Consider the following 11,987-nt stretch of genomic DNA (forward strand, 5'->3'; position numbering starts at 1 on the left):
TCAATTTTACTTCGCTAAATCAATGACAAATTGGTTAAATAATGTAGAAGGCCTGAAGCACTATGCGGACTTAAGTGCGCGTAAAGTGCTGAGTATGAAAAGCAACAATATTTGGATGCTTGCCTTTGCACTAGTCATTTTTTGTTACTTCTTTATTATAAAATGGCATAACCCAAGTCTGATTGAGCCTATAAATGGTCAATTGGTATTTACCAGCTTGTTTTTAATTACGGGTGTTCTTCCACTGTATATTGAATCCTCCAGAAAGCACTACGACAACATCCTTTTTGGAACCGCCCTATTGTTCCAGATGTATTTGTTGTATGTGGGAATGCTCAATGATTTTTCTATGGACATGGTTCTGTCCACCCTAACATTTTTTGTTGGTGCTGCCTATACTTTGATTCAAGGTATATGGAGAAGATTGATCTATGCAATCATAACTTCCATCCTTGTCTGTATCAGTGTTTTTGTAGTAGAGGTGGAGCCAACGGTTCGCTATGCAATTTTAATGGCTTACGGTGTGAATTCAAGCATGTTGGCTTTGTCCAGTTCTATTTGGTTTAATTACAAGCGATTGGCTCGACACTTACAAAAGAAACTCAGAAAGGAGATTAATAATCAATTCATAGAAATAGAGAAGCAAAATAAGCTATTGACTGCCAATAATAAACAATTGGAAACCTTTGCTTATGTAGTCTCTCACGATCTAAAAAGTCCCTTGCGAAATATGCATTCTCTGGTGGAATGGATGGATGAAGATGATATTCACTTAAGTGAATCTAGTAGAGAACATCTGGCATTATTGAAAGAACAAGTCACTCAAATGGACTTAATTGTTGAAGGGGTTTTAGATTATTCTTTACTGACTGTGAACGATGAAAATCAGGTCGACTCTATATGTTTTTCCGAATTTTTGGAAAAAATCGCAGCGGTGAATAGAAGCCTTAACTGTAAAATAAGTATTCGGGGAGAATTCGGGCAAATCCTATATCCACGGTCGGAACTACTTCAGATCTTTCAGAATTTAATCAGTAATGCAATCAAGTACAACGATAAAGCATGCATAGAAATCGTTATTGGCGCGGAAAAATATGAAGGCGGTTACAAATGCTATGTTTCAGATAACGGTCCAGGGATAGCTGCCTGTTATCATGAGAAGATCTTTGAGCTCTTTCAGACCCTTGATTTGAAAGAGGGTGTAGACTCCGTAGGGATTGGACTTTCTGTGGTAAAGAAGATTGTTGAAAGCCACGGAGGTAGAATATTTGTCGAGTCAGAGCCCGCTCACGGAGCTACTTTTTATTTCACGATCCCACAGCAATTTCAAATGCTTGGAGATGAGCATTATACCTTATCGCATTCTGAATCTGCCTGATTCTATAAAATCTTCTCCATAAGGCCGATTAAATCTTGAACCATGCGTTCTTCAATGTCTTTCTTCTAAAAATTCATAGACTCCTTGCATTTCTTAAATAATGCTATGAAATGATAAGACGGAAGCAATTATAATTTAACATAATGCGATACCAATGATTTGTTAATCTTTCCCTTGTCATTGTGCTCTGGCACAACATTTGGAGCTTGCTTTGGCATATTAACTAAAATCATTGATTATGAAAAAAACTACACTGCTACTGGCCTTTGTGCTGGCCACAACTGCTTATGCTCAAAATCAGGACGATCGTTTTACTATTAGCCAAGGACTTGGGAACTAGGAGGAAATTTGGGTCTTTTCTGGAATGCTGCGGATGTCACCGAGGCCGATAGTGACCAACGGGATCTTGACAGTTTCTTTCTATTTGTCAGCCCTAATATTGGCTATGCCTTTGACGATAATTGGGTCGCGGGTTTAGGGTTGGACTACCAATACCGTAAAGACAAGTCGATACTCAATACAGAAAGTGGGAACCAAACTATTACCAATGGCTACGGATTTTCGGCCTTTGTAAAAAGGTATATGGCTTAAGGTCAAAAGTTTGCTTTTAGCCTTACCGGTAGTTTGAATTATCAGATCTCCGATATAGAGTTTAGATCTGCAAACCCAGAAATAATCACTAGCGAACAGGATAGCTCAATTTACGGGCTTGGACTCACTCCAGGCTTTGTCTACAGCCTGTCTCCAAAATTTCTGATCCAAGCCAACTTAGGAGCCCTTGCCTATTCTCGTAGAAAGACTACAGAATCTGGCGGGAGGGAATATGTTTCCAATAGTTTGACGTTCCGAATAAATCCAGAGAATATCAACTTTGGAGTTACTCACCTTTGGAATTGATCAATTTGAGATAAGTAAGGCAGCCTTCGGGCTGCTTTTTTATTGCACCCGCCAAGGCGGATTCTTTCTGTTTTCACCACCCCAGAATAAAATTACCTTATTTCCTGCAGGGTCTTGTAAGCGAGCTTCTCTCCATCCCCAACTCTGGTCTGTAGGCAAGAGGTCAAAACTAAGTCCGGAGTCTTGCAAGCGCTTAACTTCTATATCCAGTGTTGCAGTTTCAAAATAGATCACTGGAGCTTCCCCAACTCCCAATTCATCAATTTCATGTATGGAAAAGGTGCTGTCACCATCTGGGCATTCAAAACGCACATAACGCGGTGCGGCATCAACGATCAGTTTTAATCCAAGCAGCTCGTAAAAACGTGCGCTGGCCTCCATGTCGTTAGTGGGAACTGTTACTTGATTGAGGTTCATATTAGTGGTAGGCGGAATTTATAAATAGTGGTTATTACCGTTTGCGGCGATCAATAAATCCATCTAAGTTAACACCAAAATTTGACAATGTGACCTCCTCTAGGCGAGTAGCGATTTGTAAGAATTACAGAAAAACCGTAATAAATTTCGTACAATAGTTAAAAATTTATTTATATTTGTAGGAAACTACGCATAAGGAAGCGTGGTTTTATTTGACAGAAACTGTACGAAGTTTCTGAAAAATTACCGACCTCACACTTGACATTTTAAAACAAAGAACTGTCCTGGTCTTTATGTAAAAGACTGAGGATCAGAGTTTTTTTTGGCATCTAGTGAAGGGTGTCGCATAAAGATTTTTGGGGCTGCAATCTTTATTCATAGAAAGATTACGGCCGATTTATAATAATGATTAGTAACAACGTTTAACTAAAAACCTAACTTAAGATGAATCGCTTAAAACTATTGTTCCCCATTTGCGCCTTGGGCTTCCTATTTTTTGCTTGTGAAGCAGAACCCGTAGAAGAAGCTCTGGAAGCTAATTTTAGTGTGAGTGTTTCTGAGCTTGAAGCTACAGAAGACTTTACTGACAGCGATACGAATCAACGCGCCACAGACGATGACGATGATTACGTAGATGTAGATGGAAAGAGCGCACAAACAGACGACGATGACGACTACGTGGACGTAGACGGAAAGTCAGCTCAAACCGATGACGACGACGATTATGTTGACGTTGACGGTAAGAAAGCAAAAACAGACGACGACGATTACGTTGATGTAGACGGAAGATCATCTCAAACAGATGATGACGACGACTACGTAGACGTAGACAGCCGCGGATAATTTTACCGGCAATTGCGGTTTTACCCGCAGTGAGTCAGTGGCTTTGCTGCTGACTTTTGATTTCTGGACCTCAGAAACAGGAGATTTGTGTTTTTTGGTTTGAATCCAAAGGCATAATCGGTTATATTGGGTCTCGAAATGAGGCCGCGTAACTTGTATTTATCCGATATAAAGAAAACAGCCATACTCATCAGCCTGATGGGTATGGTTTGCTATTTTATAGTTTCTTGTAAACACGAGGGGCCTGCTGGTGCAGAAGTTCCCAACACAGTACAAGATTCGGTACTCTCCATTATTGACGAGGTGGCCGTGGGCGATCAGCCCAGAACTGTACTAAAATCTCAATTATTACGGGCCTATAGATTGCACGGATTGATCCAAAACGACTCTGTAAAAATGTTGGTGTTGGATTCGGTTGCGCGAAACAGCCTGCGTTATCGCAGTGATGAATTGGCCAGGATTTCTGCCGAACATCTACAAGATATCGCTGTTGCAGGTAGTGATACTCTGGGCATTGCAAAGGCACATTGGTATCTGGGCTTGTATTATTTGCGCAAGGATCAAATTGACAGTGCGGCAAACAAGTTCTACTATGCCGAGCGTTTCTACAGACTTTCTGGAGATTTTATAAATGCGGGTCGATCGGTACTCAACTTGGCGATTCTTCAAAAGAATCAGAAGGATTATATCGGCAGTGAACAAAGCACCGTAAGAGCCTTGGAATTTTTAGAGGGTGTGGAAGGAGAGCAGCGCCGGATCGCATCAGCCTACAACAACTTAGGCATCATTGCTAAGGATACCGAAAAGTATGACCTGGCTATTGAGTACCACAATCAGGCTTTGGAGTACCGCAAAGAGATTGGCAATCCTGCCTTAGAGGCGAGCTCGTTCAACAATCTCGGTATTGTTTATACCAATATGGGGCAATATGAAAAGGCCATAGAGACCTTCAATGAAGGACTGGACAATGACAGTTTGTATTACCAGCGCCCCATCACTTATGCCAAGCTTCTAGATAATAAAGCCTACGCGCAACTATTGGGTGGAAAAGAGCAGGGATATCCGGAGGCTTTTATGATTCCTTTCAGACTCCGAGATAGCATTTCTGATAAGTCTGGAAAAGTACAGAGCTATTTGAGACTTTCGGAGTACTATTTAATGATAGATTCCGTTTCGGTAAGCCATACTTATGCAAAGGATGCCCTGGCGCTGGCCAGAGAGATCGGGTATCAGCGCGGGGAGCAAGAATCTTTGCAACTGTTGGCTAAGAACTCGGCCCCAGAGATCGCGCTGAACTATAACAACCGCTTTATTGCGATCAATGACAGTTTACAGAAGGCTGAACGTTCTTTCCAGGATCGATTTGCGCGCCTGCGATTTCAAACCGACGTTTTGGAGGATGAGCGCAACCGCGTGATCCAAACCAATAAACAGCTGCAGTTGGTACTGTTGAGTTTAATTGCCTTTGCCTTGTTGGGGTATATTTTCATTCAACGTAGGGCCAACCGCAAGGAGTTGCGCTACCAAGCGGATCAGCAGAAAGCCAATGAAGAGATCTACAGTTTGATGCTCTCTCAGAAAGTAAAGCTGGAAGAAGGGAAGCAGATAGAAAAGCAGCGGATCTCAGAAGAGTTGCACGACGGGATTTTGAGTAAGCTGTTTGGAGCTCGATTGAGTTTGGACAGCTTGAATGCGAAAGTAGATGATAAATCTGTCGGTATTAGACAATCTTATATACAAGAGATCAAAAATATAGAGAGTGAGATCCGATCCATCTCTCACGAACTGAACGCCAGCGCCTTTAACAGTGAGGTGATGTATGTGGATGCGATCGAGAAACTTCTGCGTGATCAATGTACCATTCACAATATAGATTTTGAGCTCAATAGCGATCATATGATCGAATGGGAAAAGATGTCCAACGACAAAAAGGTACACCTTTACCGAATCATTCAAGAGGCGCTTCAGAACATTATGAAACACGCGAAGGCAGATGAGATCTCTGTTCAATTTGCCCAACTGGTCAATGGGGTTCGTCTAACTATTGAAGACGACGGAGTTGGGATGAATACTAGCAAAGTCAAGCGTGGTATCGGCCTCAAGAACATCAAATCTCGTGTGAAACAAATTGAAGGTAATCTTCGCATTCAAAGTGAGGAAGGCAAAGGCACGCAGATCACTGTAGATTTCCTTGTTTAAATCAAAACATTTCGTTTTATCGGGTTTTTCCACCTTTGGTCTGCTAGTGGGTTTAAAACAGGGCGGACTTTTTGTCTTTTCATTTAATAATCATATACTTAGACTTACTAACTAATACTTTTTATTATGAAAAAATTCGTAGCAGAAGCCATAGGAACCTTTTGGTTGGTCTTTGGCGGATGTGGGTCTGCACTCTTGGCAGCCGGCGTTGAAAATGTTGGAATTGGATTTTTAGGAGTGTCCTTGGCCTTTGGATTGACCGTTGTGACCATGGCTTATGCAATTGGTCATATTTCTGGGGCGCATTTGAATCCCGCAGTTACCATTGGACTCTGGGTAGGAGGTCGTTTTTCTGCCAAAGATGTTATGCCGTATATCATTGCCCAATGTTTGGGTGGATTGATCGCTGCTGCGGCGCTCTATGTGATTGTTACAGGTAACGGTTCCGAGATTGGAAGCTTTGCCGCTAATGGATATGGGGAATATTCTCCAGGCGGTTATTCCATGCAGGCAGGGATGCTTACCGAATTTATTTTGACTTTGGTCTTTTTAGTGGTTATCATGGGAGCTACACACAAGAATGCAGCTTCAAAGTTTGCAGGCTTGGCTATTGGTTTGGCTTTGACGCTCATTCACTTGATCAGCATTCCAGTGACCAATACTTCGGTAAATCCAGCCCGTAGTTTAAGTCAAGCAGCATTTGTTGGCGATTGGGCTTTAGGTCAACTTTGGGTTTTTGTTCTTTTTCCAATTGCAGGAGCAATAGTTGGAGGATTGTTATACCGTTGGCTCTCTGGTGGAAATGATTAAGTGTTCCGCAAAACGACTTAAAAAGGAGCTTTTAAGCTCCTTTTTTATTGCTAAAACGTGAAGGAATTACGGTAAATAAGTAAATCTATCATTGCTTAAAAATTGGTATATTGTAGAAGCAACAATAGCGATCGATTTTCGTTAAAAAAATCGAATACAGAATCCACAAGATGACTCCTAATAATTGATTCCATTATGAAGACTAAATTAAATGTTCTGATGGTCGATGATCACCCAATTATCATCGAAGGATACCGCAACACCCTGTACGACAACTTCAACGAACAGTACACTTTGATGATCGATGTGGTTTCTAATTGTGACGATGCGGCGAAGGCCATCAAAATGAATCGAAATGAGAAGCCTTATGACGTGGCACTCATCGATATAAAATTACCGCCCTCTAAAGATGGTAAATTGACCTCCGGAGTGGATGTGGCGATACTCTTAAGACAGCTACACCCAAAATCCAGAGTCATTATTCTTACCATGCACAATGAGGATGGACGCATTCACAACATCTTGCAGAACATCAATCCAGAAGGTTTCCTGATCAAAAGTGATCTCACCTCCAGTGAGCTGAGCCGAGCCTTTGAAGAAGTAGCTGATGGTCGCACGTATTACAGCGCCACGGTGAACAACCACTTTAGAAAAATGATCAGTAATGATTTTTCTTTAGATCAAAAGAATCTTCAGATTCTATACCACCTTTCAAGAGGAGTGCAAACCAAGAATCTGAGCAATTATATCAACCTTTCTTTAAGCGCCATTGAAAAGCGTAAGAATCACATCAAAGAACTGTTTGATATCAAATCGGCCAATGATGAGGTCTTGATTGAAGAGGCTCGCAGACGCGGATTCGTATAAAGAAAAATTCAGGCATAAAAAAAAGGACTTGCAAGCGCCAGTCCTTTTTTTTGTTGATGGTTACTTAAATAGTATTAGATTCCATCTGCGTCATCTACCGAATCTTTCACTGCGTCAGCAGCTCCTTTAACGGCATCTTTGGCGCTATCAACAGCACCGTCAGCAGCGTCTTTTGCATCCTCTACAGCACCTTCAACGGCATCCGCAGCGTCACCAGCAGCTTCTCCAGCAGCATCCATAGCGTCAGAGGCAGCATCTTCAACTGCATCAGCAGCATCAGAGGCAGCTTCTCCAGCAGCATCAGCAGCATCACCTGCAGCTTCAGCAGCATTTTCTACAGCGTCTTCTGCCTTCTTTTCAGTTTCTCTACATGAGGTGAAAGAAACAGCCATAAGCACAACAAATACGCCTAAAAATAACTTCTTCATGATATATCTAGATTAGTGATTAAAGAACCAAATGTACCATTTTTTTTAACATTTTAACAAATTTCTAACAATTTATGGAATACTCACCCAAGACGTGCATTTTATCGATTTTCTACAGTATTTGACTGCTTTTTTATCGATTTTTCAAAACGCCGACAAATTAAAGGTTAGGAGATATTCCCATGACTTGGAATATTTCCAAAATTATCGTTAAATTGAGGCATGCAACAGAATTTATCCACAGCGGCTATTCGCTTTAAAAAGGTGCGAGAATCATTAGGATTTACCCAACAAGAATTTGCTCAAAAGTTAGGAATCAGTAATTCCACAGCAGACATTGAAAGAGCTAAAACCAAGCTTTCGGGAGCTGTTGTAATGGAGCTGCTTAGGCAATTTCAAATCAATCCTTTATGGCTCTACGGAAAAAGTCTCTCGCAATATTTATCTCCGGAGGGTGTTTCTGTTATGCCTAAGGTCATTACTGTGAATGATGCCGATCAAGAGAATATACTATTAGTAAGTCAACGTGCGGCCGCGGGCTATCCGCAAAATGTGGGTGATCCAGAATGGGTGCAGACCTTGCCTGCATTCTCCATACCCTTGCCCCAATATCGCAACGCGACCTATCGCGGTTTCCAAGTAGAAGGAGACAGTATGTTGCCTAATATTAGACCTAACGAATGGGTTTTAGGGCGTTCGGTTGGTGATCTCGGTGAAGCTACAAATAACAAGATCTACATTGTTGTGCTTCAAGATTCTGTTTTGGTCAAAAAACTAGAAAAACTCCCAGATCCCGCCAAGGTACGTTTGGTTTCATTAAATGCAGCTTACCTTCCCATAGATGTTCCTGTGCAGACCATTCAAGAACTGTGGCTGGTTAACAGTAAGATCAGTTTTGGTTTAGAGTCTGATGGAAACAACAGTTTACTGCAACAATTGCAAGACTCCATGGACGAACTCAAAGGACAGATCAATAGATTACAAGCTGATGAATAATCAAGGGCAAGGCTTTGAGAGCCTTATTGAATTTTTGCGAAAACTACAGGCAAACAACTCCAAAGCCTGGATGGATCAAAACCGCAAAGAGTATCAAAGGGTGCGTGATTTTTACGTGGGTTGGTTAGATATGATGAATATCGAGTTGGCTAAGATAGATCCCAATTATTATGATACTCCGGGTAAAAAGGCCATCAATCGAATCAACAATAATTTGATGTTTCATCCCAACCGGCCCGTTTATAAGGATCATTTTGGAGCTGGTTTGGATCAACTCAGCAAACAAGGAGACTTTTATGTTGAGATTAATACTCAAGATGTTTTTATAGGGGGAGGCTACTGGCATCCAGATCCCAAATCATTGCGCAGTATACGACAAGCCATTGATTATGACGGAGAACGTCTGCAAGCCATCTTGAACAAACCTACGTTTAAGGAACAGTTTGGTGCGCTCATTGAAGCCGATTCGTTAATTCGGGCCCCAAAGGGGTTCCCAGAGGACCATCCGCAGATAGATCTATTGAAACGCAAAGCCTTTGCCGTGAGTTGTCAATTGCCTCACAAAATTCTTTTTGAAGATGTTTTTAATAAAGAGGTGATTCGTATTTATAAAGAGATGCTTCCCTTTAGGCGCTATCTAAACCAAGCGGTCACCGTATAGTTCGTCAAGGTGTTGCATGATGGTTCTAGTAGCACCCGTATTGCTGTTGATATAGTGCTCGCAGATCATGCCCGTTTGCGAACGGAATTTAGGGTCTTCCAACATTTTAGTGATGATCTCTGTAAAGCCTTCGGCGGAGTTTATTGCGTAAAGGCCTGCCAGATCTAGCAGTTTAATCGCTTCTGGAAACTCGTCAAAATTTTGTCCTATAATAATAGGGACTCCAAAAGTGGCAGGTTCTAAGATATTGTGTAAGCCGGTTGATCCCATGGCTCCACCAACATAGGCGATATCTGCATAACTATATACTTTTGTCAGGTATCCCACGGTATCCAAGATCAGGATTTGCGCTTTTTCCAGCTCCTCTTTGGAAGCCTGGGTATAGCGAACCGCCGACGTTCCCAGTTCTTGATGTAAACGCTCAATGCCTTTTGGATTCATGGAGTGCGGAGCAACAACCGTTTTAATATTACGGCCAGTTTGGGATTTGAGGAATCCTTTAAAAACGGCTTCATCCTCGGGCCAACTACTTCCTATGACCAAGGTAGTTTTGCCTTGACAAAAAGCCTCCATAAAATCCAAAGTGTTGTCTTGTTCGATCTGCCTGGAAACTCGGTCAAAGCGTGTATCGCCACTTTGGGTGATGTTTTCAAAACCGTGTTGTTGAAGTATTATTCGTGAGTTTCTATTCTGCACAAATAAATGATCCACTGTCTTTAGCGCCTTTAGCAACAGGCCTCCTTGTGGTTTAAAAAAAGACTGATTTTTTCTAAACAGGGCAGAGATCAGCAAGTTAGGAATCTTGCGTTGCTCCATCTCAAAAAAGTAGTTTGGCCAAACCTCGTATTTGACAAAAATGGCCAGATCTGGATTTACAATATCTAAAAATCGTCGGGCGTTGGCTTTTGTGTCCAGCGGTAAATAGGTAACCACTTCTGCTAGGGCAGTTTTATGCTTTACCTCATAGCCAGATGGCGAGAAGAAACTGACCACCCGAGTCACTTCTGGATAGGTCTTGCCAAGGGCTTCCAGCACGGGAACACCTTGTTCGTATTCGCCCAAAGAGGCACAGTGCATCCAAATCACTTTTCCAGAGGCGGGCATTTGCTTTTCTAAATTTTCAAATAAGCCTTTTCTTCCGTTGACAAATGACCTCATTTTGGGGCTGAAAAGTCCTAGCACCCCTAGAACGGGACTGCCTAAATGGGTCAATATGTTGTAGATAGATCGCATTGAATTACCTCAGGCTAAAATACGTTTCTTTGCTCAAATAGATTGCTAAGGCCCGTGTAATTTCGTAATATTGTTAAGCTAATTCACACCGTCAAAAATGAAGAAAATTCAAATGGTCGACCTACAAGGTCAGTATCAGGAAATCAAAACTCAGGTAGACCAATCTATCTTAGATGTTGTGGCCTCAGCGGCCTTTGTAAATGGACCTGAAGTCCACAGCTTCCAAAAAGAACTGGAGAATTATCTCGGTGCCAAACACGTGATTCCATGTGCCAACGGAACAGATGCTTTGCAGATCGCCATGATGGGTCTTGGTCTAAAACCGGGAGATGAGGTCATTACGGCCGATTTCACTTTTGCAGCAACGGTGGAAGTCATTGCACTTTTACAATTGACACCCGTTTTAGTCGATGTTGACCCTGTGAATTTCAATATTGATATAGCAGCAATAGAAGCGGCAATTACACCAAAGACCAAGGCTATTGTCCCTGTACATTTGTTTGGACTTTGCGCGAATATGGACGCTGTTATGGAATTAGCTCAAAAGCACAATCTTTATGTGATTGAAGACAATGCTCAAGGCATAGGTGCTAATTTCACGGCTAAGGACGGAACTAAAACCAAAACAGGAGTTATTGGCCATGTAGGCACCACTTCTTTCTTTCCTTCCAAGAACTTAGGATGCTATGGAGATGGTGGAGCTATTTTCACTAATGATGATGACTTGGCTCACACTATTCGAGGCATTGTAAACCACGGCATGTACAAGAGATACCATCACGATGTAGTAGGGGTTAACTCCCGATTGGATTCCATTCAGGCTACAGTTCTTCGTGCCAAATTACCTCACCTAGATAAATACAACAATACACGTCGCGATACCGCTAGAAAATATACTGCTGCCTTCCAGGGTAGTCCCCACTTGGTGACCCCAACAGGTAAGTGTGATGCTTCTAATTCGGTCTGTGATAGCTGCGATTGCCATGTTTTTCATCAATACACCCTCAGGGTGACCAATGGAAAACGCGATGCACTTGCAGCACACCTAAACGAGAAAGGTATTCCTTGTGGTGTGTATTACCCCATTCCCCTGCACCGTCAAAAAGCTTACCAAGATGATCGCTATCGGGAAGAAGATTTTGCCGTGACGAATCAACTTTGTCAAGAAGTAATTTCTTTGCCCATGCACACCGAATTGGATCAAGAGCAGATCGATTTTATCACAAAAACAGTATTAGACTTTGTAGACAATTAATCT

13 protein-coding genes are annotated in these 11,987 nt (G+C 41.9%); 10 read left to right on the forward strand and 3 right to left on the reverse strand.

Features of this window, described 5'->3' with window-relative positions:
- Positions 1-22 precede the first annotated feature (22 nt).
- From HRT75_RS01230 to HRT75_RS01240, 3 genes are all read left to right on the forward strand, one after another.
- Positions 23-1,378, forward strand: a complete 1,356-nt coding sequence (locus HRT75_RS01230; protein WP_291182183.1) for an ATP-binding protein — start codon at positions 23-25, stop codon at positions 1,376-1,378.
- Positions 1,379-1,726: 348 nt separating this feature from the next.
- On the forward strand, positions 1,727-1,969 hold the full coding sequence (locus HRT75_RS01235; RefSeq protein ID WP_291182185.1) for a hypothetical protein: 243 nt from the start codon (positions 1,727-1,729) through the stop codon (positions 1,967-1,969).
- 33 nt (positions 1,970-2,002) lie between these two features.
- Positions 2,003-2,275 carry a hypothetical protein gene (locus HRT75_RS01240; RefSeq protein WP_291182187.1) on the forward strand — a complete coding sequence of 91 codons (273 nt, stop codon included), beginning with the start codon at positions 2,003-2,005 and terminating at the stop codon, positions 2,273-2,275.
- Between the two features lie 39 nt (positions 2,276-2,314).
- Here HRT75_RS01240 and HRT75_RS01245 read toward each other — a convergent pair whose 3' ends face one another.
- Positions 2,315-2,692, reverse strand: a complete 378-nt coding sequence (locus tag HRT75_RS01245; RefSeq protein WP_291182188.1) for a VOC family protein — start codon at positions 2,690-2,692, stop codon at positions 2,315-2,317.
- 444 nt (positions 2,693-3,136) lie between these two features.
- Here HRT75_RS01245 and HRT75_RS01250 point away from each other — a divergent pair, with 444 nt between their 5' ends.
- The 4 genes from HRT75_RS01250 (at position 3,137) to HRT75_RS01265 (ending at position 7,411) form a co-directional block, all read left to right on the forward strand.
- On the forward strand, positions 3,137-3,535 hold the full coding sequence (locus HRT75_RS01250) for a hypothetical protein (protein ID WP_291182190.1): 399 nt from the start codon (positions 3,137-3,139) through the stop codon (positions 3,533-3,535).
- Positions 3,536-3,673: 138 nt separating this feature from the next.
- Positions 3,674-5,734, forward strand: coding sequence for a sensor histidine kinase (locus HRT75_RS01255; RefSeq protein WP_291182191.1), 2,061 nt, complete (start codon positions 3,674-3,676; stop codon positions 5,732-5,734).
- Positions 5,735-5,860: 126 nt separating this feature from the next.
- Entirely contained in the window at positions 5,861-6,544 is a 684-nt protein-coding gene (gene aqpZ / locus HRT75_RS01260) for an aquaporin Z (RefSeq protein ID WP_291182192.1), read from the forward strand.
- 195 nt (positions 6,545-6,739) lie between these two features.
- Positions 6,740-7,411 carry a response regulator transcription factor gene (locus HRT75_RS01265; RefSeq protein WP_087523356.1) on the forward strand — a complete coding sequence of 224 codons (672 nt, stop codon included), beginning with the start codon at positions 6,740-6,742 and terminating at the stop codon, positions 7,409-7,411.
- A 74-nt stretch (positions 7,412-7,485) separates the two neighbouring features.
- Here HRT75_RS01265 and HRT75_RS01270 read toward each other — a convergent pair whose 3' ends face one another.
- Entirely contained in the window at positions 7,486-7,839 is a 354-nt protein-coding gene (locus HRT75_RS01270; RefSeq protein ID WP_291182193.1) for a hypothetical protein, read from the reverse strand.
- Positions 7,840-8,061: 222 nt separating this feature from the next.
- Between HRT75_RS01270 and HRT75_RS01275 the strand changes: the two genes are divergently transcribed.
- On the forward strand, positions 8,062-8,835 hold the full coding sequence (locus HRT75_RS01275; protein WP_291182194.1) for a LexA family transcriptional regulator: 774 nt from the start codon (positions 8,062-8,064) through the stop codon (positions 8,833-8,835).
- Entirely contained in the window at positions 8,828-9,496 is a 669-nt protein-coding gene (locus HRT75_RS01280) for a DUF2461 domain-containing protein (RefSeq protein ID WP_291182195.1), read from the forward strand. The genes HRT75_RS01275 and HRT75_RS01280 overlap by 8 nt, the downstream gene beginning before the upstream one ends.
- Here the strand turns inward: HRT75_RS01280 and HRT75_RS01285 are convergent.
- Positions 9,473-10,729: a glycosyltransferase N-terminal domain-containing protein gene (locus HRT75_RS01285; protein WP_291182196.1), complete on the reverse strand. Its 1,257-nt coding sequence runs from the start codon at positions 10,727-10,729 to the stop codon at positions 9,473-9,475. The two genes, HRT75_RS01280 and HRT75_RS01285, sit on opposite strands and share 24 nt — an antisense overlap.
- 97 nt (positions 10,730-10,826) lie before the next feature.
- Here HRT75_RS01285 and HRT75_RS01290 point away from each other — a divergent pair, with 97 nt between their 5' ends.
- Positions 10,827-11,984, forward strand: coding sequence for a DegT/DnrJ/EryC1/StrS family aminotransferase (locus HRT75_RS01290; protein ID WP_291182197.1), 1,158 nt, complete (start codon positions 10,827-10,829; stop codon positions 11,982-11,984).
- Positions 11,985-11,987 lie beyond the last annotated feature (3 nt).

Origin of the sequence: Gilvibacter sp. (assembly GCF_013214815.1) — a bacterium.
In the GTDB taxonomy this organism is placed as follows: Bacteria; Bacteroidota; Bacteroidia; order Flavobacteriales; family Flavobacteriaceae; genus Gilvibacter.

What these genes read in the sequence shown, in the direction of transcription:
- HRT75_RS01290 (WP_291182197.1), top strand. Translation starts at nt 10,827, where the DNA reads ATGAAGAAAATTCAAATGGTCGACCTACAAGGTCAGTATCAGGAAATC.
- HRT75_RS01230 (WP_291182183.1), top strand. Translation starts at nt 23, where the DNA reads ATGACAAATTGGTTAAATAATGTAGAAGGCCTGAAGCACTATGCGGAC.
- HRT75_RS01275 (WP_291182194.1), top strand. Translation starts at nt 8,062, where the DNA reads ATGCAACAGAATTTATCCACAGCGGCTATTCGCTTTAAAAAGGTGCGA.
- HRT75_RS01255 (WP_291182191.1), top strand. Translation starts at nt 3,674, where the DNA reads ATGAGGCCGCGTAACTTGTATTTATCCGATATAAAGAAAACAGCCATA.
- HRT75_RS01250 (WP_291182190.1), top strand. Translation starts at nt 3,137, where the DNA reads ATGAATCGCTTAAAACTATTGTTCCCCATTTGCGCCTTGGGCTTCCTA.
- HRT75_RS01245 (WP_291182188.1), bottom strand. Translation starts at nt 2,692, where the DNA reads ATGAACCTCAATCAAGTAACAGTTCCCACTAACGACATGGAGGCCAGC.
- aqpZ (WP_291182192.1), top strand. Translation starts at nt 5,861, where the DNA reads ATGAAAAAATTCGTAGCAGAAGCCATAGGAACCTTTTGGTTGGTCTTT.
- HRT75_RS01285 (WP_291182196.1), bottom strand. Translation starts at nt 10,729, where the DNA reads ATGCGATCTATCTACAACATATTGACCCATTTAGGCAGTCCCGTTCTA.
- HRT75_RS01265 (WP_087523356.1), top strand. Translation starts at nt 6,740, where the DNA reads ATGAAGACTAAATTAAATGTTCTGATGGTCGATGATCACCCAATTATC.
- HRT75_RS01280 (WP_291182195.1), top strand. Translation starts at nt 8,828, where the DNA reads ATGAATAATCAAGGGCAAGGCTTTGAGAGCCTTATTGAATTTTTGCGA.
- HRT75_RS01270 (WP_291182193.1), bottom strand. Translation starts at nt 7,839, where the DNA reads ATGAAGAAGTTATTTTTAGGCGTATTTGTTGTGCTTATGGCTGTTTCT.